Annotated in this window: 29 protein-coding genes and 1 tRNA gene; 17 read left to right on the top strand and 13 right to left on the bottom strand. The window is 67.4% G+C overall.

The features are described from left to right. Positions 1 to 14 precede the first annotated feature (14 nt). From rpsT to ILT43_RS03370, 3 genes are all read left to right on the top strand, one after another. Positions 15 to 278: a 30S ribosomal protein S20 gene (gene rpsT / locus ILT43_RS03380; RefSeq protein ID WP_204194255.1), complete on the top strand. Its 264-nt coding sequence runs from the start codon at positions 15 to 17 to the stop codon at positions 276 to 278. 451 nt (positions 279 to 729) lie between these two features. After that, positions 730 to 2,103, top strand: a complete 1,374-nt coding sequence (dnaA, locus tag ILT43_RS03375) for a chromosomal replication initiator protein DnaA (protein WP_239474020.1) — start codon at positions 730 to 732, stop codon at positions 2,101 to 2,103. Positions 2,104 to 2,170: 67 nt separating this feature from the next. Next, a complete protein-coding gene (locus ILT43_RS03370) occupies positions 2,171 to 3,148 on the top strand; it encodes an NAD-dependent epimerase/dehydratase family protein (RefSeq protein ID WP_204194251.1) in 978 nt (325 codons plus the stop codon). Positions 3,149 to 3,311: 163 nt separating this feature from the next. On the opposite strand, the gene trpS is transcribed toward ILT43_RS03370, so the two are convergent. From trpS to secB, 3 genes are all read right to left on the bottom strand, one after another. Further along, entirely contained in the window at positions 3,312 to 4,304 is a 993-nt protein-coding gene (trpS, locus tag ILT43_RS03365; RefSeq protein WP_204194250.1) for a tryptophan--tRNA ligase, read from the bottom strand. 11 nt (positions 4,305 to 4,315) lie between these two features. Beyond that, a complete protein-coding gene (murJ, locus tag ILT43_RS03360; protein WP_204194248.1) occupies positions 4,316 to 5,881 on the bottom strand; it encodes a murein biosynthesis integral membrane protein MurJ in 1,566 nt (521 codons plus the stop codon). A 364-nt stretch (positions 5,882 to 6,245) separates the two neighbouring features. Beyond that, positions 6,246 to 6,767, bottom strand: coding sequence for a protein-export chaperone SecB (secB, locus tag ILT43_RS03355; RefSeq protein WP_204194246.1), 522 nt, complete (start codon positions 6,765 to 6,767; stop codon positions 6,246 to 6,248). Between the two features lie 167 nt (positions 6,768 to 6,934). On the opposite strand from secB, the gene ILT43_RS03350 reads away from it, so the two are divergent. From ILT43_RS03350 to ILT43_RS03340, 3 genes are read left to right on the top strand one after another with little or no spacing between them, the layout of a single operon-like run. Continuing rightward, a complete protein-coding gene (locus ILT43_RS03350) occupies positions 6,935 to 7,585 on the top strand; it encodes a Tim44/TimA family putative adaptor protein (RefSeq protein ID WP_204194245.1) in 651 nt (216 codons plus the stop codon). A 13-nt stretch (positions 7,586 to 7,598) separates the two neighbouring features. Continuing rightward, the gene (gene mltA / locus ILT43_RS03345) at positions 7,599 to 8,972 is read left to right on the top strand and encodes a murein transglycosylase A (protein ID WP_204194244.1); all 1,374 of its coding nucleotides are present in this window, start codon (positions 7,599 to 7,601) and stop codon (positions 8,970 to 8,972) included. 25 nt (positions 8,973 to 8,997) lie between these two features. Then, positions 8,998 to 9,504 carry a Smr/MutS family protein gene (locus ILT43_RS03340; protein ID WP_204194243.1) on the top strand — a complete coding sequence of 169 codons (507 nt, stop codon included), beginning with the start codon at positions 8,998 to 9,000 and terminating at the stop codon, positions 9,502 to 9,504. 52 nt (positions 9,505 to 9,556) lie between these two features. Here ILT43_RS03340 and dapE read toward each other — a convergent pair whose 3' ends face one another. The 3 genes from dapE to ILT43_RS03325 all read right to left on the bottom strand — a co-directional run bounded on the left by dapE (position 9,557) and on the right by ILT43_RS03325 (position 12,712). Beyond that, positions 9,557 to 10,669 (bottom strand): succinyl-diaminopimelate desuccinylase, encoded by a 1,113-nt coding sequence (gene dapE / locus ILT43_RS03335; protein ID WP_204194241.1) that lies wholly within the window; start codon positions 10,667 to 10,669, stop codon positions 9,557 to 9,559. Then, a complete protein-coding gene (locus ILT43_RS03330; RefSeq protein WP_204194233.1) occupies positions 10,666 to 11,328 on the bottom strand; it encodes a glutathione S-transferase family protein in 663 nt (220 codons plus the stop codon). Before ILT43_RS03330 ends, dapE begins: the two co-directional genes overlap by 4 nt. A gap of 70 nt (positions 11,329 to 11,398) precedes the next feature. Beyond that, complete coding sequence (locus ILT43_RS03325) at positions 11,399 to 12,712, bottom strand: M28 family metallopeptidase (protein ID WP_204194231.1); 1,314 nt, start codon at positions 12,710 to 12,712, stop codon at positions 11,399 to 11,401. 136 nt (positions 12,713 to 12,848) lie between these two features. Between ILT43_RS03325 and ILT43_RS03320 the strand changes: the two genes are divergently transcribed. Next, positions 12,849 to 13,064: a hypothetical protein gene (locus ILT43_RS03320; protein ID WP_204194229.1), complete on the top strand. Its 216-nt coding sequence runs from the start codon at positions 12,849 to 12,851 to the stop codon at positions 13,062 to 13,064. Between the two features lie 194 nt (positions 13,065 to 13,258). Here ILT43_RS03320 and yihA read toward each other — a convergent pair whose 3' ends face one another. The 6 genes from yihA to ILT43_RS03290 form a co-directional block, all read right to left on the bottom strand. Continuing rightward, positions 13,259 to 13,894 (bottom strand): ribosome biogenesis GTP-binding protein YihA/YsxC, encoded by a 636-nt coding sequence (yihA, locus tag ILT43_RS03315; RefSeq protein ID WP_204194228.1) that lies wholly within the window; start codon positions 13,892 to 13,894, stop codon positions 13,259 to 13,261. Continuing rightward, on the bottom strand, positions 13,891 to 15,597 hold the full coding sequence (yidC, locus tag ILT43_RS03310; protein ID WP_204194226.1) for a membrane protein insertase YidC: 1,707 nt from the start codon (positions 15,595 to 15,597) through the stop codon (positions 13,891 to 13,893). The genes yihA and yidC overlap by 4 nt, the downstream gene beginning before the upstream one ends. 64 nt (positions 15,598 to 15,661) lie before the next feature. Next, positions 15,662 to 15,880, bottom strand: a complete 219-nt coding sequence (yidD, locus tag ILT43_RS03305) for a membrane protein insertion efficiency factor YidD (protein WP_204194225.1) — start codon at positions 15,878 to 15,880, stop codon at positions 15,662 to 15,664. Then, positions 15,877 to 16,194: a ribonuclease P protein component gene (gene rnpA / locus ILT43_RS03300; protein WP_204196127.1), complete on the bottom strand. Its 318-nt coding sequence runs from the start codon at positions 16,192 to 16,194 to the stop codon at positions 15,877 to 15,879. Before rnpA ends, yidD begins: the two co-directional genes overlap by 4 nt. Before the next feature lie 5 nt (positions 16,195 to 16,199). Next, positions 16,200 to 16,334 (bottom strand): 50S ribosomal protein L34, encoded by a 135-nt coding sequence (gene rpmH / locus ILT43_RS03295; protein WP_055843128.1) that lies wholly within the window; start codon positions 16,332 to 16,334, stop codon positions 16,200 to 16,202. Positions 16,335 to 16,438: 104 nt separating this feature from the next. Further along, a complete protein-coding gene (locus tag ILT43_RS03290; protein WP_204194223.1) occupies positions 16,439 to 16,753 on the bottom strand; it encodes a hypothetical protein in 315 nt (104 codons plus the stop codon). A gap of 103 nt (positions 16,754 to 16,856) precedes the next feature. Between ILT43_RS03290 and ILT43_RS03285 the strand changes: the two genes are divergently transcribed. From ILT43_RS03285 to ILT43_RS03260, 6 genes are all read left to right on the top strand, one after another. Then, on the top strand, positions 16,857 to 18,365 hold the full coding sequence (locus ILT43_RS03285) for a YifB family Mg chelatase-like AAA ATPase (protein ID WP_211534383.1): 1,509 nt from the start codon (positions 16,857 to 16,859) through the stop codon (positions 18,363 to 18,365). Positions 18,366 to 18,432: 67 nt separating this feature from the next. Next, positions 18,433 to 18,804 carry a DUF805 domain-containing protein gene (locus ILT43_RS03280; RefSeq protein WP_204194220.1) on the top strand — a complete coding sequence of 124 codons (372 nt, stop codon included), beginning with the start codon at positions 18,433 to 18,435 and terminating at the stop codon, positions 18,802 to 18,804. Between the two features lie 54 nt (positions 18,805 to 18,858). Beyond that, positions 18,859 to 18,943, top strand: a tRNA-Leu gene (locus ILT43_RS03275). A 648-nt stretch (positions 18,944 to 19,591) separates the two neighbouring features. Next, positions 19,592 to 20,170: a hypothetical protein gene (locus ILT43_RS03270; protein WP_204194219.1), complete on the top strand. Its 579-nt coding sequence runs from the start codon at positions 19,592 to 19,594 to the stop codon at positions 20,168 to 20,170. Continuing rightward, complete coding sequence (locus ILT43_RS03265) at positions 20,167 to 20,478, top strand: hypothetical protein (RefSeq protein ID WP_204194217.1); 312 nt, start codon at positions 20,167 to 20,169, stop codon at positions 20,476 to 20,478. The genes ILT43_RS03270 and ILT43_RS03265 overlap by 4 nt, the downstream gene beginning before the upstream one ends. Positions 20,479 to 20,581: 103 nt before the next feature. Then, the gene (locus ILT43_RS03260; protein ID WP_204194215.1) at positions 20,582 to 20,896 is read left to right on the top strand and encodes a hypothetical protein; all 315 of its coding nucleotides are present in this window, start codon (positions 20,582 to 20,584) and stop codon (positions 20,894 to 20,896) included. Between the two features lie 3 nt (positions 20,897 to 20,899). Here ILT43_RS03260 and ILT43_RS03255 read toward each other — a convergent pair whose 3' ends face one another. Beyond that, the gene (locus ILT43_RS03255; protein ID WP_204194214.1) at positions 20,900 to 21,805 is read right to left on the bottom strand and encodes an NAD(P)/FAD-dependent oxidoreductase; all 906 of its coding nucleotides are present in this window, start codon (positions 21,803 to 21,805) and stop codon (positions 20,900 to 20,902) included. A gap of 124 nt (positions 21,806 to 21,929) precedes the next feature. Between ILT43_RS03255 and trmD the strand changes: the two genes are divergently transcribed. The 4 genes from trmD (at position 21,930) to ILT43_RS03235 (ending at position 25,737) form a co-directional block, all read left to right on the top strand. Continuing rightward, positions 21,930 to 22,658, top strand: coding sequence for a tRNA (guanosine(37)-N1)-methyltransferase TrmD (gene trmD / locus ILT43_RS03250; protein WP_204194212.1), 729 nt, complete (start codon positions 21,930 to 21,932; stop codon positions 22,656 to 22,658). 2 nt (positions 22,659 to 22,660) lie between these two features. Then, a complete protein-coding gene (gene rplS, locus ILT43_RS03245; protein ID WP_055848026.1) occupies positions 22,661 to 23,053 on the top strand; it encodes a 50S ribosomal protein L19 in 393 nt (130 codons plus the stop codon). A 115-nt stretch (positions 23,054 to 23,168) separates the two neighbouring features. Next, a complete protein-coding gene (locus ILT43_RS03240; protein WP_204194210.1) occupies positions 23,169 to 24,527 on the top strand; it encodes a DUF418 domain-containing protein in 1,359 nt (452 codons plus the stop codon). 10 nt (positions 24,528 to 24,537) lie between these two features. Next, positions 24,538 to 25,737 carry a DUF418 domain-containing protein gene (locus tag ILT43_RS03235; RefSeq protein ID WP_204194208.1) on the top strand — a complete coding sequence of 400 codons (1,200 nt, stop codon included), beginning with the start codon at positions 24,538 to 24,540 and terminating at the stop codon, positions 25,735 to 25,737. Positions 25,738 to 25,773: the final 36 nt, after the last annotated feature.

Raw genomic sequence — 25,773 nt, 5'->3', positions numbered from 1 at the left:
AGGAACGACCCAGCATGGCGAACACGCCGCAAGCCAAGAAGCGTATCCGTCGCAACGACCGTCGCGCCGAAGTGAACGGTGCACGCGTCGGCCGCATCCGTACCTTCGTGAAGAAGGTCGAAGCGGCACTGGCGTCGGGCGACAAGGCCGCGGCGACCGAAGCACTGGCAGCGGTGCAGCCTGAGCTGCAGCGCGGCGTCGCCAAGGGCGTACTCCATAAGAATACCGCCAGCCGCAAGTTCTCGCGCCTGACCAAGGCGTTGTCCGGCCTCGCGTGAGGTGACGCGCGGCGGCGCGATGCCGACGCGGTCGATCGACTGAATTAAGCCCGCCGGGAGCGATCCCGGCGGGCTTTTTCGTGGCTGAAACCTTGATCCCGAAGGAACCGGAACGGGTCTGGCGATAACCCTAGGATTCGCCGCGATTCGTGACCCGAAGCCGCTGTCAAATCTCCAAAAGCTCATATTTTACAGTGGCTTGTGCGAATTCTGACGCGTTTGCGTGAGTCAATCCCGTATGTTTCTTTTTCGTGACTTGATCGTCACCCCCCGGTCTTCATAATCGATCCCACGCCGCCGGTGACCACCGCGGCGTCAGAATCAGTCGAACCAAAGCCGGTCATTCCAGGGAATGACCTCGGGGGCTTTTTGTCGCTGGAAGATGAGAAACGGCGGGGCATCGTGCCTTTGCCGGCGGGAGAGTGCGCGCGTGAACGATCGGCAGGCAGACATGGCGGGCGAGCAGGCGAAAGCCTGGGCGCGCGTGCGTGCCAGCCTGCGGGAATCGGCAGGCGCCCGACTGTTCGACCAGTGGCTGAAGCCGATCGAGCTGGTGGCGGCGGACGAGGCGGACACGGTCCGGCTGGCGCTGCCGTCCGCATTCATGACGAACTGGGTCCGCAGCCATTATGCGGACCGGCTGGCGCTGGAGTTCCGGCAGCATCTGCCGCACGTGCGCAGCGTCGAGGTCGAAACCCGGCGGCTGGGTGCGGTGGCCGAGGTGCTGACGATCGAGTCGCCGGCGCCGGAGCGTGCGCCGGTGCAGGTCGCGGCGGCACCGGATGCCGGCATGATCTTCGAGCGCCCGGTGCTCGAATCGCGTTACACGTTCGACCGGTTCGTGGTGGATCAGTCCAACCGCGTCGCCTTCAACGCCGCCCGCACCGTCGCCGAGCCGGGGCGGCCGCGCTTCTCGCCCTTGTTCCTGCATGGGGGCACCGGTCAGGGGAAAACGCACCTGATGCATGCGATCGCGCATGCGTTCCTGGCGGCGAACCCCGACGCGAACGTGCTGTGCATGTCCGCCGAGCGGTTCATGTTCGACTTCGTGGCGGCGATGCGGGTGCGCGACACCTTCGCGTTCAAGGCGCGGCTGCGGTCGGCCGACCTGCTGCTGATCGACGACCTCCAGTTCATCGCCGGCAAGGACGCGACGCAGGAAGAGTTCTTCCACACCATCAACGAGATTGTCGGTGCCGGTAAACGGCTGGTGATCGCCGCCGATCGCGCGCCCCAGCATCTGGACGGTGTCGAGCCGCGCATCATCGGGCGACTCGGGGCGGGGCTGGTTGCCGATATCAAGGCGGCGGACTTGCCGCTTCGTCGTGCGATCCTGACGCGGAAGGTCGCGGACCTGCCCGACGCCAAGGTTCCGGCCGACGTGCTCGACCTGCTGGCGGCGCGCATCCATTCGAGCATCCGCGAGCTGGAGGGCGCGCTGATGCGCGTCGTCGCCTATGCGTCGCTGACCGGCGAGACGCTGGACCTGGACTTCGCGGTGCAGACGCTGGGCGATTCGCTCCGCGGGGCACAGCGGCGGGTGACGATCGACGAGATCCAGAAGCTGGTCAGCCAGCATTTCGACCTGAAGCCGCTCGACCTGATCTCGGCGCGGCGAGCGCGGGCTGTGGCCCGGCCGCGACAGATCGCGATGTATCTGTCGAAGCGGCTGACGACCCGCTCGCTGCCGGAGATCGGGCGCAAGTTCGGTGGTCGCGATCATTCGACCGTCATCCACGCGGTGCGGCGGATCGAGGAACTGCGCGACAGCGACCGCGATGTCGATGCGGCGGTGCGCGTGTTACTTCGCGAGCTGGAAGCTTGAGGGCCGGCTGGTTTCGGTAACTCTCGGCCGGTAAGCAGCTTTGCGAAGCGGCGGCGGAGAGACGATCATGACAGTGCTGGTGACGGGAGCCGCGGGTTTCGTGGGGCATGCGACCGCGCATCGCCTGCTGGCGCGGGGCGAGCGGGTCGTCGGGATCGATATCGTCAACGACTATTACGATCCGACGCTCAAGGCGGCGCGGCTGGCGACGTTCGACGGGCTATCGGGCTTCACGTTCGAGCGGATGGACATCGCGGATGCCGCGGCGGTGGCGGCGCTGGTGCGGCGGGAGGGGGTGATGCGGGTCGTCCACCTCGCGGCGCAGGCCGGGGTCCGCTATTCGATCGAGAACCCCTTCGCCTATGAGCGGTCGAACCTGGCGGGGCATCTGTCGGTGATGGAGGCATGCCGGCATGCGCCCGCCGTCGGGCATCTGGTCTATGCGTCGTCGAGCAGCGTCTATGGCGACCGGCCGATGGGCGGGCAGGGGTTCCGCGAGGACGATCCGGTCGATGCGCCGGTGTCGCTCTATGCCGCGACCAAGCGGGCCTGCGAGTTGATGAGCCAGTCCTATGCGGCGCTGTACGGCCTGCCGCAGACGGGGCTGCGTTTCTTTACGGTGTACGGGCCGTGGGGACGGCCGGACATGGCGTATTTCTCGTTTTCGCAGAAGATCATGGCCGGCGAGCCGATCGAGGTGTTCGGCGAGGGGCGGATGGCGCGGGACTTCACCTATATCGACGATATCGTCGATGGCATCGTCGGAGCGCTGGATCACCCGCCGGAAGGCGATGGGGCGGCGCGGCACCGGGTGCTGAATATCGGGGACAGTCACCCGGTGGGGCTGATGGCGATGATCGAGTCGCTGGAACGGGCGCTGGGGCGGACGGCGGAGAAGGTGATGCGGCCGATGCAGAAGGGGGACGTGACGGCGACCTTCGCCGATGTGTCGAAGCTGCATGCGCTGACGGGGTATCGGCCGAAGGTGATGCTGGACGAGGGGCTGGACCGATTCGCTTCGTGGTTCCGCGGATATTATGGTTGAGTTCGAGTGGGTTGGCCTGATCGAGCGATCGGAAGGTTAGGCTAAGGTTAGTCCAACGTGCTTGGTTCGGCGAGCGCGCGGCGGGGCTGATGTCTCCTGCCGTCTATGCAGGATTCGGGGTGTGTAGGACAGTCGGCACCCGCCATGCGCCGTGCGCTGCGGGTCAGATTTGCAAGCCCATCGCTTGCTGGGCCGCGAGCAGCGTCGGAGCTGCCAGTGTTCGGGCGCGGTCGGCGCCGTCTTCCAGCACCTTCGCGACGGCGGTGCGGTCATCCAGCAGATTGACGATCCGTTCGCGGATCGGGGCGAGAACGCCGATCGCGAGGTCCGCGAGCGCGGGTTTGAAGGTGCCGAAGCCCTTGCCGGCGAATTCGGTCAGGACCGCGTCGACGCCGGTGCCTGCAAGGGCGGCGTAGATCGTGACGAGGTTTCGCGCCTCCGGGCGGTCGGCGAGTTCGGCGGCGGTGGCGGGAAGTTCGCCGGCATCGGACTTCGCCTTGCGCAGCTTCTGGGCGATGGCGTCGTCGCTGTCGACGAGGGCGATGCGGGACGCCTCCGACGGATCGGACTTGGACATCTTGGCGGTACCGTCGCGCAGGGACATGATGCGGGGCGCGGCGGCGGAGATGAACGGGTCTGGCAGGGTAAACAGCTCGACGCCGAAATCCTGATTGAATTTGGTGGCGATGTCGCGGGCGAGTTCCAGATGCTGCTTCTGGTCGTCGCCGACCGGGACGTGCGTCGCCTGATACAGGAGCACGTCGGCGGCTTGCAGGACGGGATAGGTGAACAGGCCGACGCTGGCCCCTTCGCGGTTCTTGCCCGCCTTGTCCTTCCACTGCGTCATGCGGTTGAGCCAGCCCATGCGGGCGGTCCCCTGCAGCAGCCAGCAGAGTTCGGCATGAGCCGGCACGCGCGCCTGATTGAACAGGATCGCCTTCGTGGGATCGATCCCGCAGGCGAGCAGGGTCGCGGCCATCTCGACCGTGTTCGACGCGAGTTCCTTCGGATCGATGGCGACGGTCAGCGCGTGCAGATCGGCGAGGAAGAACAGCGACTCTGCCTGATGCTGCATATCGACCCACTGGCGGATCGCACCGAGATAATTGCCGAGATGGAGGTTGCCGGTGGGCTGGATGCCGGAGACGACGCGCAACGGGAATTCCTTCAGGTGGATCGGCGGACCAGACGCGCGAGGTCGCTCTTGCGGACCGCGCCGGTCAGGATGGTGGCGGCGGCATAGACGAGGCCGCCGGTGGCGACCAGCACCGCCAGCGCGCCCCAGCGTTCCCAGTTGGTGCCGGTGACATAGGGCTGGAACTGCGCGTTCAGGAACCACATCGCCGCGCCCATCATCACCGCGGCGATCAGCAGGCGCGGCGCCCGGCGGCGCAGTTGCGCGTCGGGAACGAAGTGGCCGCGCTTCGCCAGCGTGCGATAGAGCAGCACGACGTTGACGGTGCTGGCGATCGCGGTCGCGAGGGGTGGGCCGACATGCTTCAGCGGCACGATGAACGCGAGATTGAGGCCGAGATTCACCGCCATCGACAGCGTCGCATAGCGCACCGGCGTGCGCGTATCGGACCGCGCGTAATAGCCGGGCGTCAGTACCTTCACGAGGATGTAGGAGGGCAGACCGATCGAGAAGGCGGCGAGCGCCTGCGCGGTCAGCAGGCTGTCGAGCGCGGTGAAGCGACCGTGCTGGAACAGCGCGGCCGTGATCGGCGTCCCGCACACGATCAGCGCGACGGTGGCGGGCAGCGTCAGGAACAGCGCGAGTTCCATGCCGCGGTTCTGCGTCGCCATCGCCTCCGCCTCTTCGCCGCGACCGAGATGGCGCGAGATGGTGGGAAGGAGGACGGTGCCGAGACCGATACCGATCAGGCCGAGCGGCAACTGGTTCAGACGATCGGCGTAATAGATGTAGCTGACCGAGCCGGCCGGCAGCAGCGCGGCGGTCAGCGCGGTGGAGACGACGAGGTTGATCTGCACCGCGCCAGACCCGGCGGCGGCGGGCCAGATCAACGACAACAGCTTCTTCACGTCCGGGTTGAGCGTCGGGCGCTTGATCCGCAGTCGCACGCCGGAGCGGCGGCACGCGTCCATCAGCCAGAGCAGTTGCAGCACGCCCGAGACGGTGACGGCGATCGCCTGATTACGCGCGGTGAACAGCGGTTCGTGGGTGTGGAACAGCAGCAGCGAGGCGATCAGCGTCAGGTTCAGCAGGATCGGCGCGGCGGCGTTGACCCAAAATTTGTGCAGCGAATTCAGGATGCCGCCGAGTAGCGAGACGAGGCTGATGAGCAGAAGATACGGGAAGGTGATGCGCGCGAGCGAGACGACGAACGCGAACTGTTCCGGCGTGGCGTCGTGGAAACCACCCGACAACAGCCACGTCATCGGCCACGCGGCGACCTCCATGACGATGGTCATGACGATCAGCACCGGAAGCAGCACCGACAGCGCGTCCTCTGCGAAGGCGACGCCGGTGGGCAGGCCGTTGCCGTCCTTGTCGGCGACCTTGCGGTTGAACATCGGGATGAAGGCGGCGGAGAATGCGCCCTCCGCAAACAGCGCGCGGAACATATTGGGCAGGCGGAACGCGATCTGGAACGCGTCCGACGCGAAGTTCGCACCGACGAAGCGCGCGAACAGCATGTCGCGGGCGACGCCGAGCACGCGGCTGACGAGCGTGAGCCCGCCGACCGAGCCGAGCGCCTTGGCGATGTTCATGTCAGCGGCTGGAGTGGCATGGGGTGGTCCGTTCGGAGGGGCGGCGGGCGATCCGCCTTACCGTTCGCGCGGTGCGAAGTCGAAGATCGGCATTTTGGGGCCTGTGCTTCGATTGCGCTCGGCACCAGCAGTTCGCGGGGTGCTGCCCCTATCCACCCGCCTCGCAACCACTCCACGCCGTTCGTCTCGAGTAGGGATCGAGCAGAGGCGAGAGACCATATCGAAAGACTTGGCCCACGGGGTATGTCTCGCGATACGCCGCCTCGACCACGCTCGACAGATACTCGAGACGAACGGGAGGGGGGAGGCAGCCGGGTGAGGGGGACCTCGGCCCACGCTCATCCCACCCTCAACCGGTCAGAGGTCAGGCGACGCCGGCGACGGGCGACTGGCCCTGCTGCTGCGCCTGTTGCAGGTAGAGCTGGCCGAAGTCGATCGGCTCCAGCAGCAGCGGCGGGAAGCCGCCGTCGCGGACGGCGTCGGCGAGGACGCGGCGGGCGAACGGGAAGAGGAGGCGCGGAGCCTCGCCCAGCAGGAAGGGCTGGATCTGCTCGGTCGGCACGTTGCGGAAGCCGAACAGGCCGGCGAAAGCGAGGTCGACGATGAAGGCGACCTGACCCTCGGTCTCGGCGCGGACGTCGATCTTCAGCACGACCTCGTGCACGTCGTCGGCGACCTGGTTGGCGGCGATGTTGAACTGCACGTCGATCTGCGGCGGCGTCTGCACCTGATAGATGGCGGGCGCGGTCGGGTTCTCGAACGACAGGTCCTTGACGTATTGAGAGATCATGCCGGCGGCGGGGGCGGTGTCGGCTCCGTTCGCGAGCGGCTGGTTCGCATCCTGCGCGCCGAAATCGCCGAAATCGGGGCCGTTGTCCTGTGCCATCTGGTCTTCCTTCGTTTAGGTGGCGGAGCGAAGCGACGCGCTCGCGCGTTCGACCCATCGGGTCGGTCGCCTAGCAGCGCACCCCGTCAGGTTCAACGGGAAGCGTTTCACGGGCCGGGTTGGAAATACGCGCGGTGCGGCCTATGTTGGCACACTGGATCGGAGGCATGGTGCTCTACGTAATTGTGTTCGCGATGATCGCCGCCTTTTTAGGCTTGCGGCTGTATGCCATGCTCGGGAAGCGTACGGGGGCGGAGCAGCAGCCGCTGGCGCGTGCCGCCGAGGAGCGGAGCGCGCTCGCGTCCGCGCCGCGGACCATCGATGCGACACCCGAGGTGCGGGAGCCGGCTAACCGCAACATCGATAGTGGTGCGGAGCCGGGCCTTCGCCAGATCGTCGGCGCCGAAAGCGGATTCGACGTGGCGCAGTTCCTGGGCGGAGCACAGGGCGCATACCGGATGATCCTGGAAGCATTCTGGCGCAACGACGAGGCGGCGCTGGCCGAACTGGTCGACGAGCCGGTGCTGGGTGCGTTCAACGAAGCGATCGCGCAGCGCCGCGAGAGCGGTGAGACGCTCGACAATCGCCTGATCCGCATCGAGCAGGCGGCGATCGCCGACGCGGCGGTGCAGGCGGGCGAGGCGCGCATTACGGTGCGCTTCGACGCCGACATCGCTGCGGTCACGCGCGATGCCGAGGGTCAGGTGATCGCCGGATCGCTGACGGACGCGATCGAGACGCACGACGTTTGGACGTTCGCGCGTCGCCTGAAGAGTGGCGACCCGAATTGGAAGCTCGTCGATACCGACGAAGCCTGATAACCGCCGCCGGATGAAGGTTCATCTGGCTTTGCCGCTGGCGTTCGCGCTGGCGGCCTGCGGCGGGCGCATCGTGCCGCCGACCACCGTATCGAACGTGCCGGGCATGCCGGCTCCGCCGCCAACCGCTGGCAAGGTCGCGCACAAGCCGTCGCGCCCCGACGTGCCCGTCAACGTGCGGCCGTCGGACGGCCGTATCATCGGCGCCGTGCCGATCGTGGCGGTGCCGGTGACGCCGGTCGCCGGGGCGGCGACGGCGGTCGCGGCGGGCGTGATCGCGGGACCGCCGATCGCGTCATTGCCGTTGACGCCGGCGCAGGCGGAGGCGGCGCGGGTGGCGTTCGCGCGCTCCTGCCCCGGGCTGATGCGACGCGTCGACACCTCCGGGCTGACGCGCGGTGCGGACTGGCAGGCGGCCTGTGCTGCCGCAGCCGCGGGCGGCGATGCTCGGGCGTTCTTCGCGCAATATTTCGAGGCGGTGCAGGTCGGTGACGGCAAGGCGTTCGCGACCGGCTATTACGAACCGGAAATCCGCGGGTCGCTGGAGCGGCGGTCGGGGTATGAAGTGCCGGTCTATGGTCGCCCGACCGACCTGATCGATGTCGATCTCGGCAAGTTCTCCGACGATCTCAAGGGCAAGAAGGTGCGAGGGCGGGTCGAGGGCAGCGCGCTGGTGCCCTATTACGACCGCACGCAGATCGAGGACGGTGCGCTCGCCAAGTCGGCACCCGTGATCGCCTGGGCGGCGGACCCGGTGGAGATGTTCTTCCTGCAAATCCAGGGGTCGGGACGGCTGCGGCTGCCGGACGGGAACATCCTGCGGATCGGATACGACACGCAAAACGGGCGTGCCTATACGGGCATCGGATCGCTGATGCGGCAGCGCGGGCTGTTGCAGCCGGGGCAGGCGTCGATGCAGGGCATCGTCGCGTGGCTGCGCGCGAATCCGGAGCAGGGCCGCGCACTGATGCGCGAGAATAAGAGCTTCGTGTTCTTCCGCGAGCTGGACGGCCCGCCGCAGGGGGCGATGGGCTATGCTGTGACCGGGCAGGTTAGTGCGGCGACCGATCCGAAGTTCGTGCCGCTGGGTGCGCCGGTGTTCCTGTCGCTCGATCGGGCGGACGCGAGCGGGCTGTGGGTCGCGCAGGATACCGGCGGCGCGATCAAGGGCAGCAACCGCTTCGATACGTTCTGGGGCGCTGGTGCGGGCGCGGAGACGACGGCGGGCGGCATGTCCGGGCGCGGCACCGCGTTCCTGCTGCTGCCGGTCGGTACCGTCGCGCGGCTGAACGCCGGGCGGGTGCCGGCTGTGCCTTATGCGGCTCCGGTGGCTTCGTCACCGACGGGGCGGCTCGACGGGATCCTCGGTGCGTCGCCTACACCCTGACGAGGCCAGCGCCTGGGGGAAGGTGATGGCGACCGTCCGCCCGATGCGCGTGGTGCGGCCGGTAGCGGCGGTCGCGCCCGAGGCGGCGAAGCAGGTCGAGTTTCCGCAGCGGGTGAAGGAGGTGCGGCGTCCTGTCGCTCCGGTGGTGGTGAAGCCCGCATCGGCAGCGCGGGTCGCGCAGAATACGCTCGACGCCTCCTGGGATCGCAAGCTGGGGCGGGGGATCGTCTCGCCGGACAGCTCGATCGACCTGCACGGGCATACGCTGGCGTCGGCGCATGCGCTGCTCGATCAGGGGCTGGAGCGGGCGATCCGGCGCGGCGACCGGGTGCTGTTGCTGGTGACGGGCAAACCACCGCGGCCGGAGAGCGAGCGCCCGCACGCACGCGGTGCGATCCGGGCGGCGGTTTCGGACTGGCTGGGGTCTTCGCGGCATTGCGACGCGATTGCGGCGGTGCGGGGCGCGCACCCGCGGCATGGCGGGCAGGGGGCCTTGTACATCATCCTGCGGCGGGGGCGGGAGCCGGGTTAGACTTTTGCGGATTGTGGGGATGCGGACCCGCGGAGAAGATCCGCTGACGCCTTTAAGCGTCGCCGACTCGCCGGATCACGTCGGCGTAGATGTCGGTCAGGGCCAGCAGGTCCGCGATCGCGACGGCTTCGTCGACCTTGTGCATCGTGGCGTTGAGCAGGCCGAACTCCACCGTCGGGCAGAGCCGCGACAGGAAGCGGGCGTCGGAGGTACCTCCGGTGGTCGATAGTTCGGGAACGATGCCGAGCCGCGCCACGATCGCCGCGGAGACGGTGGCTGACAGCGGGCCGGGCTGGGTCAGGAACGCCTCGCCCGAGACGCGGCCCTGAGCGGTGCCGCCGTGGCGGGTGGCAATCTCCGCGATACGGTCGATCAGCGCCGCGCCGCTGTGTTCGTCGTTGAAGCGGATCGATAACCGCGCGCCGGCATGGGCCGGGATGACGTTGTGCGCAGGGTTGCCGCAGGTCAGGTCGGTGACCTCGATGTTCGACGGCTGGAACCAGACATTGCCGTGATCCAGCACAAGCGCGTCGACATCCGCCAGGATCGCCACGAGCCGCGTGATGGGGTTGTCGGCGAGGTGCGGGTAGGCGACATGGCCCTGCTTGCCGGCGACGTCGATGTGGATGTTGACCGATCCGCGCCGGCCGATCTTGATCGTGTCGCCGAATCGGGCGGCGGAGGTCGGCTCGCCGACGATGCACAGGTCGGGCGCGATCCCGCGGGCGGCCATGCGATCGATCAACGCGAGCGTGCCGAAGGTGGCGGGACCCTCCTCGTCACCGGTGATGATGAGCGTCAGCGGCGGCCCTGCGGCTTGCGCGGCGGCGGCGGCGAAAGCGGCGATCGCGCCCTTCATGTCGACCGCGCCGCGCCCGTACAGAAGCTCCCCGCGAATCTCGCCGGACCAGGGCGAGCCCTGCCAGCCCTCTCCCGGTGGGACCACGTCGAGGTGGCCGGCAAAGGCGAGGTGCGGACCCGTGCCGGGCCGGGTCGCGAGCATGTTCTCGACCGGTCCGTCCGGGGCCTCTCCCGCCACGAACCGGTCGATCGCGAAACCAAGCGGGGTGAGCGCCGCCTCCAGTACATCGAACACCGCGCCGCGCGCGGGCGTGACGCTGTCGGCGCGCAGCAACGCCGCGGCGAGCGCGACGGGATCGATCATGTCGCGGGCTGCTCGAACTTCTGGATGATCCAATCCTCTTCCTGCGCGGAGGCGATCCAGTCCTGCATGAAGGGGTGGTTCAGCAGCGCCTGCATATAGCCGGTGGCGAAGCGCGCGATCGGCAGCTGATAGGTGACGATGCGCGTCGCGACGGGGGCGAACATGATGTCCGCCGCACCGAAGTCACCAAACAGGAACTCGCCGTCACCGCCGAAGCGGGCGCGCGCCTGCGCCCACAATTCCATAACCCGTTGCAGTTCGACCAGCACCTCGTCGGTCGGACGCTGCGGCGGGAACACCTGACGGATGTTCATCGGGTGCTGGCGGCGCAGATTGGGGAAGCTGGAGTGCATCTCCGCCGCCATAGATCGCGCCATCGCGCGGGCGGCATCGTCGGCCGGCCAGAACGCGTCGCGGCCGACCTTGTCGGCGAGATAGTCGATGATCGCGAGGCTGTCCCACACCACCGCCTCGCCGTCCCACAGGATCGGCACCTTGCCCGACGAGGGCGCGAACTCGTCGCCGGCGCGGCGGCGGTCCCAGTCGTCGTCGTACAGAGGCACGACGACTTCTTCGAAGGGCAGCCCGGACTGCTTCGCCGCGAGCCAGCCGCGCAGCGACCAGGAGGAATAGGCCTTGTTGCCGATGATGAGCTTCATGCGCGACGGGGTAGGGGGTGACGGCGGATCGGGCAATCTCCTCCGGTCCGCTTTACTCCTTCGGCCGGCCCTACTCCTTTGGCCGGCCGTTCGGCTTCCACGCGGGCTGTGCATCGCTGTTCGCGAGCGTGCGCAGCGGCGTGACGAGCGAACGGATCGCGCCGGTCATGAAGCCCAGGTCGATACTGGCGAAGTTATCGTCCTTGGTGTGGTAGCTGGGGATGGTCGCCCAGCCCGAGAGGGTGTGCGCGACGATCCCCTTGAGCGCGAGCGAGTAGTTGTCCGAGCGTTCGAAGAAATGCTGGTCCGGATAGGGATCGGCGGCGAGCTTCGCACCCTGCGCGGTCATCGTCGTGCCGAGATCGGAGCGTTCCATGCCGGTCATCATCAATGCGCCATTGGGCAGTTTCGGGTCCTGCGCACCGATCATCTCGAATTCGACATTGGCGGCGATCGTGTCGAGCGGGACGGGCGGATGCTCGCCGAAATAGCGCGAGCCGAGCAGGCCCGCTTCCTCGCCGCCATAGGCCACGAACATCACGCCGCGTTTCAGCTTCGGGCCGCTCGCGAGGGCCTTCGCCAGCTCGATGACGGCGACGGTGCCGGACGCATTGTCGTTCGCGCCGGCGCGGATGCCGTCCGGCTGGACACCGAGATGATCGAGGTGCGCAGTCAGCAGCAGCAGCTTGGCTGCCGGGTCGGTGCCGGGCAGGAAGCCGATGGCGTTGGTGGTCGCGGCCCGTTCCTCCACGACCGGCGTGGCGAGCGTGACCGCCGAACCCGATTTCAGCGTCGCGACCGCGGCGGCGGGGACGGTCACGATCGCCATGCGCGGGCGTTGCGGAGTGTCCGCAAGGCGCACGCTGTCATGCGGCGGGGTATCCTCTGCCGGGCGGTCGGCCACCGTTATCAGCATCGTCGCCCCGGCTTTCGATGCCGCGCTAAAGACCGTGCGGCGCTTGGCGGCGGGGCCGGTGAACAGCACGGCTGCGCCGGTCGGGATCCTGGCATTGGTTTTGCCGGTGACGAACAAGGTACCGCTGACCGCCGGGCCGGCACCGCTGGCGAGACCGGCCCCGGCGATCGGGGCACCGCCAATGTTCAGGACGGACGGGCCTGTCACGCGGCGGCGGATCACGGGTGCGGACTGGATGTAGCCGGCCGTGCCGGGCACGGGCACCAACCCTGCCGCTTCGAACTGCGCCGCGACATAGGCGGCGGCGAGGGCTTCGTCGGGCGTGGCGCTGCCTCGGCCGCGCATGGCGTCGCTGGTCAGAAAACGCTCGTGCGCGCGGACGGAGGCGAGGGTGACGGTGTCCTGCGCGAACGCGGGAGATGCGCAGGCCAGCAGAAGGGCGGCCGTCGCCCGGATCGAGAATGTCATGTCTTCCCCTTTTTGCGGAACGGTAGAGCGGCCGTTCCGCACCGGCAAGATTGCTTAACCGCGTTCGTGCACCTGGTGGCAGCGGTGGCGACGCTATGAGGATCGTCGGGGCAGGACGCCCTGGAGAGAGCCACGCATGAGCTATCGCACGAACGCGCTGACCGCGGTTACGGGAACATCATCGGCGGCGAGCGCGCCGCACCGGGATGGGGCGCTGTGCGCGCAACTGGCGTCGCGGGTGCCGGCGTTCGTGACGGCGCCGACGTTCGTGTTCGGGCGAGACGGTGCGCCTCTGCCGAGCCGGTCGGAGGCGCTGCGGGAGCGGATCGCTGCGGCGCGCGGGTTGGGCTAATTTGGCGGGTGGGCCTATGCTCTCCCCTCCCTGCAAGGGAGGGGTCGGGGGTGGGTGGGAGCCGGACGATACGGTGAGGCCCCGCTCGACTGTATCCGTATCGCGAGCATTCTACCCACCCCCAACCCCTCCCTAAGAGGGAGGGGAGAGGTTCTCTACCGACCGCGCGGCGTTCTCTCTCAGAGGGAGAGCCATCAACCGATCGCTTCCAGCACCGCTGCGCGGAGTTCGGGGATGCCCATGCCGCCTTCGCTGGAGGTGGTGATGATGTCCGGGTGCGCGGCGGGGCGCTTGCGGGCTTCCTCGGCCGTCGCGGCGGTGACGGCGGCGAGATCGGTGGCCTTGACCTTGTCGGCCTTGGTCAGGACGATGCGGTAGCTGACGGCGGCCTTGTCGAGCATCGCGAGGATTTCGCGGTCGACTTCCTTGATGCCGTGACGCGAGTCGATCAGCACCAAAGCGCGCTTCAGCACGTCGCGGCCGCGCAGGAAGTCGTTCACCAGATAGCGCCACTGGCGGACCATGTCCTTGGGCGCCTTGGCGAAGCCGTAGCCGGGCATGTCGACCAGCCGGAACGCCAGCGGGTTGCCGACATCGAAGAAGTTCAGTTCCTGCGTGCGGCCCGGTGTGTTCGACGTGCGCGCGAGGCCGTTGCGGTTGGTCAGCGCGTTGAGCAGCGACGACTTGCCGACGTTCGAACGGCCGGCGAACGCGACCTCCGGTACCAGCGGATCTGGCAGATGCTCCAGCTTGGGCGCGGACTTCAGGAACGCGACCGGCCCGGCGAATGCCTTGCGTGCGATCTCCAGCTGTTCGTCGGTGAAGCTCACTTCTTCACCGGCTCTTTCAGGCCCGGATGGCGGGCGTAGAGCAGGCGCTGCTGCAAAATCGAGACGCAGTTGGTGGTGATCCAGTAGACCTGAAGGCCGACCGCGAACGGCGCCATCACGAACATCAGCACCCAGGGCAGGAAGGCGAAGACCTGCTTCTGCGTCTCGTCCATCGCCTGCGGGTTCAGCTTGAACTGGAAGTACATGCTGATGCCGAGCAGGACGGGCACGACGCCGATCGCCAGGAAATGCGGCGGGGTGAAGGGGATCAGGCCGAACAGGTTGATGATCGTCGCCGGATCGGGTGCGGACAGATCCTTGATCCAGCCGACGAACGGCTGATGCCGCATTTCGATCGTCAGCATCAGCACCTTGTACAGCGCATAGAAGATCGGGATCTGGATCAGCGTCGGCAGACACCCGGCAAGCGGGTTGACCTTTTCCTGCTTGTAGAGGGCCATGACCTCCTGCTGCATGCGGACCTTGTCGTCCTTGTACCGCTCCTGCAGCGCCTTCATCTTGGGCTGGATCGCACGCATCGCCGCCATCGAGGCGAACTGGCGCTGGGCGATCGGGAAAAGCAGCAGGCGGATCGTCAGCGTCAGCAGGATGATCGCGATGCCGAAGTTGAAGACGTGGCGGAAGATCCAGTCGAGATAATAGAAGATCGGCTTCTCGACGATGCGGAACCAGCCCCAGTCGATCGCGTAATCGAGCTTCGCCACGCCCTGATCGTCGGTGTAGCGGTCGAGCAGGCGCACTTCCTTGGCACCCGCGAAGAAGCGCGAGGTCTGGGTCAGGCTTCGGCCTGGCGCAACGACGCGCGGCTGAACCGCGAAATCGGCCTGGTAGGCGCTGTTCGCACCTGCGCGGAACTGGCCGTCGAAGGTCGCGGCCTGATCCGGGATCAACGCGGTCAGCCAGTATTTGTCAGTGAAGCCGAGCCATCCGCCCTGCGTCGTGAAGCGCTGGGGGCCGGCATCGACGTCCTTGAAGTCGGGCTTGTAGTTGGCGGCACCGTTCGCGACCGACATCGGGCCGGTGTGGATCGTCCAGCTATCGGGGTCCTTCGACACGCCGCTGCGATTCACATAACCGTACGCGGCGACCGGCACCGGGCGCTGGCCGGCGTTCTGAACGGTCTGGCGGACGGTGAACATATACCCGTCGTCGACCGCCAGTTGGATGCCGAAGCGCTGGCCTGTGGCGTTGGTTGTGGTCAGCATCACCGGCTGGCCGGGCGCGAGCTTTTGCGAGGAGGCGGTCCAGACGGCGTCGGCGGCGGGCGGCGTCAGGCCCTCGGCGCGCCAGCCGAAGCCGGCGAAATACGCCTGCGGAGCGCCGGCCGGGGACAGGAGGCGGATCGGGTCGGAGTTCCTGGCGACCGTTTCCTTGTAGCCGACGAGCACGAGGTCATCGATCCGCGCGCCGCGCAGGTTGATCGATCCGCGCAGCGTCGGCGTTTCGATCTGCACGCGCGGGCTTTCCGCGAGTACCACGCGGCGGTCGCGGACGGCGGCGGGGCTGTCGGCCGTCGGATCGGCACCGGGCTTGGGCGGCAGCGCGACCTGCTTGCCGTCGACCATCTTGGTCGCGGGCGGGTTGGCGGTCGGGAAGAACCGGTTCTGGATCAGCGGCCATCCGAACAGGATCAGCGCCGCGATCACCGCGAACAGCACGAAATTCTGGCGATCGTTCTTCAAGTCGTCAGCCCCGGTAAAAGAGGTCGCCCCGGTCGAGGTCGGCCAAGTAGAGGGTGGTCACGCGTCATGGCACGGGATCGGGGCCGTAACCGCCCCACGGATGGCAGCGCGCGATGCGCTTCGTCGCCAGCCAGCCCCCTTTGACCGCGCCATAGCGGCGAAGGGCGGTGATTGCATAGGCCGAACAGGAAGGGTCGTAGCGGCAGGACGGCGGCAGCACCGCCGAGGGTCCGACCTGCCACGCCCGCGCGACGAGGATGAGGGCGCGCGACGCGAGGCTCACCGCGCGACCTTCTTCAGGGCTTTCGCGAGTTCGATGCGGAGCGCAGTGTAATCGCGCTCGATGCCGCCGTTGCGGCCGATCAGCACGTGATCCGCACCGCGAATGCCGTCCACCGGCAGCAGCTCACGCGCAAGCGACCGCAAGCGGCGCTTCATCCGATTCCGGACGACCGCGTTGCCGATCTTCTTGGTGACGGTGAATCCGACCCGCATCGCCGGGTCGTCATCGCGGCGGTCCCGCACCAGCAGGACGAAGCCCGGCATCGGTGCGCGACGGCCAGTGTTCGCCGCCAGGAAATCCCGACGGCGTGATATTACGGTTACGCCGACAGCTTCTTGCGGCCGCGGGCGCGGCGAGCGCGGATCACCGAGCGGCCGCCCACCGTCGCCATCCGCGACCGGAAGCCGTGCCGGCGTGCCCGAACCAGGTTGCTCGGCTGGAAGGTCCGCTTCATCGTTCATTCCCTTGGGTATCGTTCAAACAGAAAGGGCCGCCACGCGGACGGCCTTGTTGGCGGTCGCATAAGCGAGCGACCGGTCGAAGTCAACGCGCGGCCGATCATTGCGGACCGTCGCGACGCGTCTTCTGGCGCTCGTTCTGGCGTTCTCTGGCGAGGCGGCGGAGCGCGCTTTCACGGCGCATCGCGCGGTCGATAATGCGCCCGGTCCGCGGCCATTTGCGCTTGGCGCGCGCGAACCGCTGACGCGCCGCCGCCGAATTGCGGAGGATCAGCACCAGCCCGCCCGCGAACAGGAAGATACCGGCCGGACCCGGCACCGGCGCCAGCAGCGGTGCCGCAACGATCAGCAGGCCACCCAGCACGAGTTGCGCGATTCGAATCGCGGGGCGGCGAGCGGGCGGGGCGGGGATCACGCACCGCATCTGGAACCGGTGTGTTGTGTTTGCAAGACGGCGCTCGCGCTCGCTTGTTCAAAATAGGCTGCTATGGATGAAAGTGAGTTTGGTGGGGGATGATGTGGCGGCGATCGTGCGGACGGTGGCGTATCTGGGGTTGGAGGCGCGGCCGGTGGAGGTGCAGGTCCAGCTGATCGCCGGGCTTCCCGCGTTCAACCTCGTCGGGCTGGGCGACAAGGCCGTGGGCGAGAGCCGCGAGCGGGTGCGCGGGGCGATCGCGGCGATGGGGCTGGCGCTGCCGCCGAAGCGCATCGCCGTGAACCTGAGCCCAGCCGACCTGCCGAAGGAAGGGTCGCATTTCGACCTGCCGATCGCGCTCGCGTTGCTGGGCGCTATGGGCATCGTCGATGTCGAGATGCTGGCGGATTACGTCGTCGTCGGAGAATTGGGGCTGGACGGCCGGATCGCGCCCTCGCCGGGCGTGCTGCTGGCGGCGTTGCACGCGAGCAGCGAGGACAAGGGGCTGGTGTGTCCGGCCGCGCAAGGGGCGGAGGCGGCGTGGGCGGCCTCGGTGGAGGTGGTCGCCGCGCCCGACCTGCTGGCATTGCTCAACCATTTCAACGGGCGCGGTCTGTTGGCGGCACCGCCCGCCGGGGAGGTCGAGGAGGCGCGGACCGGTCCGGACCTGAACCAGGTGAAGGGTCAGGAAACCGCCAAGCGCGCGCTGGAGATTGCGGCGGCGGGCGGCCACAATCTGCTGATGTGCGGGCCACCGGGCGCGGGCAAGTCGCTGATGGCGGCGTGCCTGCCGGGTATCCTGCCGCCGCTGGATGCGGCCGAGGCGCTGGAAGTGTCGATGGTGCAGTCGGTGGCAGGGACGCTGACGGGCGGCAGGCTGACGCGGGCGCGACCGTTTCGCAGCCCGCATCACTCGGCATCGATGGCGGCGCTGACCGGGGGCGGGTTGAAGGTCAAGCCGGGCGAGGTAAGCCTCGCGCATCTCGGCGTGCTGTTCCTCGACGAACTGCCGGAGTTCCAGCGGGCGGTGCTCGACTCGCTTCGGCAACCATTGGAGACCGGCACCGTCAGCGTGGCGCGGGCGAATGCGCATGTAACGTTTCCGGCGCGGGTGCAGTTGATCGCGGCGATGAACCCGTGCCGGTGCGGGCACCTAGGCGACGCCGGGCTGGCGTGCGCTCGGGCTCCGCGGTGCGCGGCGGATTACCAGGCGAAGGTGTCGGGGCCGCTGCTCGACCGAATCGACCTGCACGTCGATGTCGCGGCGGTGAGTGCCGCCGATTTAATCCTGCCAGCGCCGACGGAAGGGTCCTTAGAGATTGCAGCGCGCGTGGCGGCGGCGCGGGCGATCCAGACGGAGCGATACCGGGAGCAGCGCGTCCGCACGAATGCGGAGGCGGACGGTGCGCTGCTCGACGCGGTGGCGACGCCGGATGCCCCCGGCCGCAAGCTGCTGGGGCAGGCGGCGGAGACGATGCGGCTGACCGCGCGCGGCTACACCCGCATCCTGCGCGTGGCGCGCACGATCGCCGATCTGGCCGGGAGCGGGGAGGTGGCGCGCATCCATATCGCGGAGGCGCTGAGCTACCGACGGCAGCCGCCGCGGGCGTGATGATCGATTTGATGGTTCGCTCGCGCAGGGGGCGCGGGCATGACGAGGGGGAAGAACGATGAAGTGGATGTTCCTGCCGCTGAAACGGATTGGCGACTTCCGGGGGCGTTCGCGGCGAAGAGAATTCTGGATGTTCACGCTGTTCGAGGTGGCGGTGATCTGCGCGACCGGCTTCGTCGATCGTTCCCTTGGCGAAGCGAGAGGTGAGGGCATCATCGGGTCGCTGGTCATCCTCGCGTTCATGGTCCCGAGCGTGATGGTGTCGATCCGGCGATTGCATGACACCGATCGATCGGGGTGGTGGATCTGGGTGAGCCTTGTTCCCGTCCTCGGCTCGCTGGCGCTGCTGGCCTTGTTCTGCATGGAGGGCACTGGCGGGACCAATCGATACGGCGAGGACCCGAAGGATGCCGACACCTCGGACGATGTGTTCGCCTGACCACCGCATAACGGGTTGCGCAGCGGCGGGTGCTGGTCTAGCCAGCCCGCCGCTGCCCCTGTGGCGAAATTGGTAGACGCGACCGACTCAAAATCGGTTGCCGCAAGGCATGCTGGTTCGAGTCCGGCCAGGGGCACCACCTTCTCGCAAGTCAATTGATCGAACAGCAGACCAGTCACCGGTCTGGTGCAGGCGCTGAGTCGCGAACTTGACTTTCCTGCGTTTGTTCTCTATCTGTTCTTTTGGGGCAGGGGGAGTTTGGCATGACGGGGATATCTGGCGGGAGCCGGTCCGGCGCTTTTTCGGGGTGGCTGCGGACGGGCAAGTTGCTTCCGGCGCCCGGTACTTGCGATCTCGAACTCAAATTCAACCCGTGGCACGATCCCACGGACGGTCGGTTCACCTTTGCGGGCGCTGGAAGCCGCCACGGCGGGGGTGGTGACGTGGCCGGTGCAGCGAGGAGTGGCGCGCCAAGCCGGGGCAACCGCACGCGCGCCTTGCAAGAGCGTATGACCTCGCAGAACGCGACATCGCAAAGGTGGAGGCAGCGCGAGCCGGATTGTCGGCAGGAGGCCGGAGATCAGCCAGACTTGGTGCGTCGAGGACGAAGCCTGGCTACATTGCCAGAACGCAACCTACCGATCAGTCGAACCCCATCACTGAGTTCTTCGGCGGCGTCGGCGAAGGACTCTCAGACGTCGGGGAAGGAGCAGTGGAGGGTATCCGATCTGCGGTCACGACCAATCCGGCGACCACCGTCCGCGACGCCGCAGGCGGGGTGGCCAGCATGATCGATGCCGCGATCTCCGCGGAGGATACGCCTGCTCGGATCCAGGTTTCGCGCGCCGCAAGCGCGGTGGCCAATGCCTCGGCGCGCGACGTCGGTCGTTTTACCGGATCGGTTGCTGGAAATGTCGCACTGGCGGCAGCGCCGGGAGCAACGCTCTCCAGAGTTGCAGCATTGCGCCGACTTCGCGTGGCAAGGCCGCGGCGGACTTTCGACCCTCCGCAGATCGGCTGGGTCAAGGAAACCACGAAGTCCAAGAAACCTTGGAAAGCCTATAACGACGCGGCGACCGGCGCGCGTCCCGGTCCGGCGCCGACGTTGATGCGGACGATGGTGGATGGTTCGAAACGGCCGGTGAAGTTCGACGGGGTCCGTGGCGATTATGTGATCGACCGAAAAATGAAAGTGGTTGATGCCCCCAACGCGCGGGCTCAGCTCCTGCGACAATCGGGGGTATTGGCAGAACATCATTTGATCGGATTATGGGAAGTTCCAACTGCTGCCCAGAAGACTAAGGCTTTGAAGCTGTTCAAAAAGATGAACGTCACCAACATTCATGTGAAGGTCGTGAAGCGATGATTGCCAGGCAGGTTGCAAGCATTATCGCGGAGTTCTACGTATTCCTGGAATTGAGCGACGAGGAAGAGCTCAATCCCGATAATGCTGTGAACATGATGGAATCCCTCGCCTGCCATCTCGAGGAGATGGAAAAGGGATTCCTCAGGGAACTGGTGGATGCGTTCGCGATCATCTCCGAAGACTATAGTGACGAGGCACGGGAGTTGGTGCGCGACATACCGTATAGCTTGTATCTGGAAGAGGCGCTCGCAGCCGATGATCCCGTCAGGCTCGCCGAGTTGGAGGCGCAGCGTGACGCGAGGGACTGAAGAGGCGACGTGTCCGACGAACGAGGCAGGCAAGAACCCTTACGCAACTTCCAATTTGTACATCCCCGCATCTCTGGGTGAAATATATGATCTTTTTGGGGCGATGATCTTGGACGCTCCGACGTTCATAGATGGTTCGGGTAAATTGCCGGAGCGCAATATCGACACGGTCTTCAGGCAGCTCACCGAAAGTTCTGGCATCGCTCGAAAAAAGCTCGGTGAGGAGCGATACGCGACCCTGATAGGTACCGCTGAACGTGCTAAAGCGTTGTTCTTAGGTGACCCGAACGTGGATAACGGTAAAACCGATCAGGGACGCGAGTTGTTATTCGAGATAGAAGACATCGTGCAAACTGTCCGTCGGAAACGCGTCAAGGCCAAGCTGCTCGACGAGGAGGGCGAAGTATCCGGCGATTGACCCTCACCGCCGCAACGGCCGCTGTTCGTCCAAGAGGTTGCGGATCGTCGTGGCGGCGACGCCGGCTTCGCCCATCGCGTGGCTGATCTGGTCGAGCCCCTTCACCACGTCGCCGGCGGCGAAAAGGCCGGGGAGGGTGGTGCGCTGGTGATCGTCGACTTCGAGGCAGCCTTCGGCGGTGGCGCGGGCACCCGCGGCGACGGCGAGGTCGGAGCGGATCACGGACCCGAGCGCGGGGTAGACGCTGTCGAAGCGCATGCGGCCTTCGGCGGTGTCAAAGGCTAGCTGGTCGCCTTCGATCGCGAAGCCGCCGCAGGGGCCTTGCACGCGCACGATGCCGGCGGCGTCGAGGGCCGCTTCGCAGGCGGGATCGAGGTCGAGATCGGGTTCGGGGCTGACGAGCGTCACGTCGCGTGTGTAGCCGCGCAGGAACAGCGCCTCCTTCATGCCGTGGCTGCCCTTGCCGATGATGCCGACGCGGCGGTCGGTCACCTCGTACCCGTCGCAGATCGGGCAATAGCGGAGCAGTCCGCGACTCAGGGCGTCGTCGTGCAGGGCGGGGTCCATTTTCGGGCGATTGTTGACGACGCCGGTGGCGAGCAGGACGGTGCGCGCCTTCGCGATGCGGTCGCCGAGGTGGACGACGAAGCCGTTATCGGCCGGTTCGATCGCGGTGACGACCGCCTCTTCACGCACTGCGCCGTACCGTTCGGCCTGGCACAGCATCAGGCCGAGCAGGTCGCGGCCCGCGATTCCGTCCGGATAGCCGGCATGATTGTGGGTGCGCGGGATCCAGGCGGCGCGGCTGTCGCCGGAGTCGAACAGGCGGATGCTGAGGTGGAAGCGCGCGAGATAGATGGCGGCGGTCAGGCCGGCGGGGCCGGCTCCCACGATGATGCAGTCGTCCATGCGGCTTGCCTCGTTCTTCGCCCTTGCCCTAGTGCCCCCTATAGATGGAGGAACGGATGAGTAACGACTTTCCTGCGAGGCCGTTCAACCGCAGGCGTTTTCTGAACATCAGGGCAGGAGTCGCATGACGTTCGCGGCGACCGTGCTGACGCTGTACCCGGAAATGTTTCCCGGACCGCTGGGGGCGAGCATCGCCGGGCGGGCGCTGCGCGAGGAACGCTGGTCGCTGGAGGCGGTCCAGATCAGGGATTTTGCGACCGATCGGCATCGCTCCGTCGACGATACGCCGGCGGGGGGCGGCGCGGGGATGGTGCTGCGCGCGGATGTCGTGGCAGCGGCGCTGGACAGCGTCGCCGACGACCGGCCCGTGCTGGCGATGACGCCGCGGGGCGCGCCGCTGACGCAGGATCGCGTGCGGGCGCTGGCGTCGGGGCCGGGCGCGACGATCCTGTGCGGTCGGTTCGAGGGTTTCGACGAACGGCTGTTCCAGGCGCGCGCGATCGAGGAAGTGTCGATCGGCGACTATGTGCTGTCGGGCGGCGAGATGGGGGCGCTGGTGCTGCTGGACGCTTGCGTTCGGCTGATTCCCGGCGTAATGGGCGCGGCTTCCAGTGGGGACGAGGAAAGCTTCGAAAGCGGCCTCCTCGAATACCCGCATTATACCCGCCCCTATGAATGGGAAGGGCGCACGATCCCCGAAGTGCTGCGATCGGGGGATCATGCGCGGATCGCGGCGTGGCGCAAGTCACAGGCCGAGACCGATACACGGCTACGGCGGCCGGACCTTTGGGAGCGCCATGAGGGTGCTCGGGTCCAGTCGCCCTCTGGCGCGCGGCGACGACAGGACGATTGAACATGAACATCATCCAGCAGATCGAAGCCGAGCAGATCGCGAAGCTGACCGAAAAGCGCGCGATCCCCGAATTCCGCGCCGGCGACACGCTGCGCGTCGGCGTGCGCGTGGTCGAGGGCGAGCGTACCCGCGTCCAGGCGTACGAGGGCGTGTGCATTGCGCGTTCGAACAAGGGCATGGGATCGTCGTTCACGGTCCGCAAGATCAGCTTCGGCGAGGGCGTCGAGCGCGTCTTCCCGCTGTACTCGCCGAACATCGATTCGATCGACGTCGTGCGCAAGGGTGCGGTGCGTCGCGCCAAGCTCTACTACCTGCGTGGCCGCACCGGTAAGTCGGCGCGTATCGCCGAGCGTCGCGACACGCGTCCGGCCAAGGGCACCGCAGCGGCCGAATAAGCCACGCGAGCCTTTTCCGGCTTTCAGATCGGGCGGCGGTTCCAGACGGGACCGCCGCCTTTTCTTTTGCCCCGACGCGGCGCATGATGACGCCTTCGTTCGGGGGAGCGGGGGCATGACGACGGGGATAGTGGCGACCGACGCGGTCGTCGGAGAGTCGGCCGCGCGCGAGGAGCCGGACGGCGCGCCGCGCATCGCGACACTGGATATCCTGCGGGGGATCGCGATCCTCGGCATCCTGTTCATGAACATCAATTCTATGGGCGGGACGATGGCCGCGTCGCACGGGCCGCGGCCGGACCTGATCGGGTGGACGCCGTTCGATCAGCTATTCTGGTGGCTGCGGCAGGTGTTCGCGACCGGCACCGCGCGGGCGCTGCTGGAGATGCTGTTCGGGGCGGGGATGGTGATCCTGACCGGCAGGTTGGCTGACCGGATTGGTCGATGGCGGATGATCGGGCGCTATTACTGGCGCAACGTCGTGCTGTTCGGGTTCGGGATGGTGCACGTGTTCGTGCTGCTCTGGCCCGGCGATGTGCTCCACACCTATGCGCTCGCGGCGCTGATCGTGTTCCCGTTGCGGCGGCTGCCGGTCTGGGCACTGATCGTGCTGGGGCTGAGTTTCGCGACGTGGTCCGCGGCACGCGAGCTGCCGAACATGCGGACGGCGGTGCGGGAGAATGTGCTGGTCGCGTCCGCCAAGGTGCACCGCGCGCAGGGAATCGCGCCGACCACGGACGAGAAGAAGGCGATCGCCGGTCTGGAGATGTGGCACGGCTTCGTCGCCAAGACTGTTCGCGACAGCGCCACCGAACTGCGCGCACGTTCGCAGGGGTTCGACGCTTGGCGCGGGGCGATGATCGGTGAATATGTGCGCCGCGCGTCCCGGCCGATGACGGTGGTGAATGTCCTGTGGGAGGCGGCCAGCGTGATGCTGATCGGGGCGGCGCTGTTCCGTCTCGGGATCTTGCAGGGGCTGCGCAGTGCCGCCTTCTATCGGCGGATGGCGATCGGCTGGTCCGCGATCGGGTTGAGCATCCGGGTGATTGCGGCGTGGCGGACCAGTCGGCTGGACGACAGTGTGACGCTGTTGTGGGCGGGCGACGAATATGGCCGGATCGCGATGACGCTGGGCCATGTCGGGCTGGTGTGCTGGCTGCTGACAACCGCGGCGGGACGACGGTTGCTGAAGCCGTTCGCGGCGGCGGGGCGGACGGCCCTGACGCTGTATATCACGCAGACGTTGCTGTGCTTGTGGCTGCTCTATCCTCCGTTCGCGCTGGGGCTGTTCGCGACGCAGGGATGGGCGGGGTTGATGCTGACGGCGCTGGCGACCGACGCGCTGCTGCTGTGGGTCGCGAACGTCTACCTGCGCCACTATACGATCGCGCCGGTCGAGTGGCTGTGGCGGTCGCTGGCCGAGGGGCGGCGCCTACCGTTCCGCGGCGTTGCGGTGGAGGCACGCGCGGGGTAGCGACCCTGCGATGACGGCGGGGCCATCGATAGCGGGAAGCGAGCCCGATGGCGCGCCGCGGCTGCTGTCGCTGGACGTGCTGCGCGGGGTCGCGATCCTCGGCATCCTGTTCATGAACATCAACGAGATGGGCGGATCGATCTGGGCATCCTGGGTCGAGCCGCGGCATTTCGGCTGGACGATCGCGGACCGCAGCGTTTGGGCGGTGCGCGACGTGCTGGCGGAGGGAACCGCCCGCGCACTGCTGGAGATGCTGTTCGGGGCGGGCATGGTGATCCTGACCGATCGGACGGCGGGGCAGGTGGGCGAAAGTTTGGCGGTACGCCGCTACGTCCGGCGCAATCTGGTGCTGCTGGCGTTCGGCATCGTGCACATGCTGGTGCTGCTGTGGCCGGGGGATATCCTGCACAGCTATGCGCTGGCGGCGCTGATCGTCGTCTGGTTCCGACGGCTTGAGCCGGGACAGATGCTGGCGATCGGGCTGTGGCTGACGGTGACGGAGTTGATCGCGAACGGCGTGGCGCTGATCGATCCGGGCACGGCTATAGTGGCGATCGATCACGCACGCGACATCGTGCTGGAGGATGCGGCGCGGACGAGCGACTTCGCCGGGTGGGCGGGCGCGCTGTGGCGGATCGAGGTGGTACTGCTGCGCGCGGGCGAGATCGAGACGGTGCTGGAGGCGGCGGGCACGATGCTGATCGGTGCGGCGCTGTTCCGGTGGGGTGTGTTGCAGGGCGGCCGGTCGCGGGGCTTCTACTCGGTGCTGGTGATGGTGGGATACGCCGTCGGGCTGCCGGTGCGGATCGCGGGCGTGACGGCGGAACTGGCCGGGCGGGATGCCGGGCCGGCGGTCGATATGCTGTACGAGGTGGCGCGGCTGGCGACGACGCTGGGGCATATCGGGCTGCTGAATCTGTTGCTTGGCAGCGCCCTCGGTGCGTGGCTGCTGCGGCCCTTTGCGGCGGCGGGGCGGACGGCATTGACGCTGTACGTCGCGCAGTCCGCCGTGTGCCTGTGGTTGCTGTACCCGCCATTCGCGCTGGGACTGTACGGGGAGCAGGGGTGGGCCGCGATGATGGCGACCGCGCTGGCGGTGAACGCGGTGCTGCTGGTGGCGGCAAACTGGTGGGTCGCGCGATTCCGGATCGCGCCGGTGGAGTGGGCGTGGCGGTCGCTGGCGGAGGGGCGACGGTTGCCGCTTCGGTAGGGGGGGCTCTGCGCTCCCGACCTTCCGTTCGCCTTG

This window comes from Sphingomonas longa (assembly GCF_016892685.1).
In the GTDB taxonomy this organism is placed as follows: domain Bacteria; phylum Pseudomonadota; class Alphaproteobacteria; order Sphingomonadales; family Sphingomonadaceae; genus Sphingomonas; species Sphingomonas longa.
Note: the sequence above shows the minus strand (reverse complement) of the source record. Positions and strands in the feature narration are given on the sequence as shown.

Bases quoted from the DNA above. Each gene is read 5' to 3' on its own strand.
- ILT43_RS03270 (WP_204194219.1), top strand. From the start codon at position 19,592: ATGATCGATGCCGCGATCTCCGCGGAGGATACGCCTGCTCGGATCCAG.
- ILT43_RS03325 (WP_204194231.1), bottom strand. From the start codon at position 12,712: ATGACATTCTCGATCCGGGCGACGGCCGCCCTTCTGCTGGCCTGCGCA.
- ILT43_RS03255 (WP_204194214.1), bottom strand. From the start codon at position 21,805: ATGGACGACTGCATCATCGTGGGAGCCGGCCCCGCCGGCCTGACCGCC.
- mltA (WP_204194244.1), top strand. From the start codon at position 7,599: ATGAAGGTTCATCTGGCTTTGCCGCTGGCGTTCGCGCTGGCGGCCTGC.
- ILT43_RS03370 (WP_204194251.1), top strand. From the start codon at position 2,171: ATGACAGTGCTGGTGACGGGAGCCGCGGGTTTCGTGGGGCATGCGACC.
- trmD (WP_204194212.1), top strand. From the start codon at position 21,930: ATGACGTTCGCGGCGACCGTGCTGACGCTGTACCCGGAAATGTTTCCC.
- ILT43_RS03240 (WP_204194210.1), top strand. From the start codon at position 23,169: ATGACGACGGGGATAGTGGCGACCGACGCGGTCGTCGGAGAGTCGGCC.
- ILT43_RS03260 (WP_204194215.1), top strand. From the start codon at position 20,582: ATGATCTTGGACGCTCCGACGTTCATAGATGGTTCGGGTAAATTGCCG.
- ILT43_RS03320 (WP_204194229.1), top strand. From the start codon at position 12,849: ATGAGCTATCGCACGAACGCGCTGACCGCGGTTACGGGAACATCATCG.
- rpmH (WP_055843128.1), bottom strand. From the start codon at position 16,334: ATGAAGCGGACCTTCCAGCCGAGCAACCTGGTTCGGGCACGCCGGCAC.
- murJ (WP_204194248.1), bottom strand. From the start codon at position 5,881: ATGAACATCGCCAAGGCGCTCGGCTCGGTCGGCGGGCTCACGCTCGTC.
- ILT43_RS03265 (WP_204194217.1), top strand. From the start codon at position 20,167: ATGATTGCCAGGCAGGTTGCAAGCATTATCGCGGAGTTCTACGTATTC.
- dnaA (WP_239474020.1), top strand. From the start codon at position 730: ATGGCGGGCGAGCAGGCGAAAGCCTGGGCGCGCGTGCGTGCCAGCCTG.
- rplS (WP_055848026.1), top strand. From the start codon at position 22,661: ATGAACATCATCCAGCAGATCGAAGCCGAGCAGATCGCGAAGCTGACC.
- ILT43_RS03350 (WP_204194245.1), top strand. From the start codon at position 6,935: ATGGTGCTCTACGTAATTGTGTTCGCGATGATCGCCGCCTTTTTAGGC.
- ILT43_RS03280 (WP_204194220.1), top strand. From the start codon at position 18,433: ATGTTCCTGCCGCTGAAACGGATTGGCGACTTCCGGGGGCGTTCGCGG.
- dapE (WP_204194241.1), bottom strand. From the start codon at position 10,669: ATGATCGATCCCGTCGCGCTCGCCGCGGCGTTGCTGCGCGCCGACAGC.
- ILT43_RS03340 (WP_204194243.1), top strand. From the start codon at position 8,998: ATGGCGACCGTCCGCCCGATGCGCGTGGTGCGGCCGGTAGCGGCGGTC.
- rpsT (WP_204194255.1), top strand. From the start codon at position 15: ATGGCGAACACGCCGCAAGCCAAGAAGCGTATCCGTCGCAACGACCGT.
- ILT43_RS03330 (WP_204194233.1), bottom strand. From the start codon at position 11,328: ATGAAGCTCATCATCGGCAACAAGGCCTATTCCTCCTGGTCGCTGCGC.
- secB (WP_204194246.1), bottom strand. From the start codon at position 6,767: ATGGCACAGGACAACGGCCCCGATTTCGGCGATTTCGGCGCGCAGGAT.
- ILT43_RS03235 (WP_204194208.1), top strand. From the start codon at position 24,538: ATGACGGCGGGGCCATCGATAGCGGGAAGCGAGCCCGATGGCGCGCCG.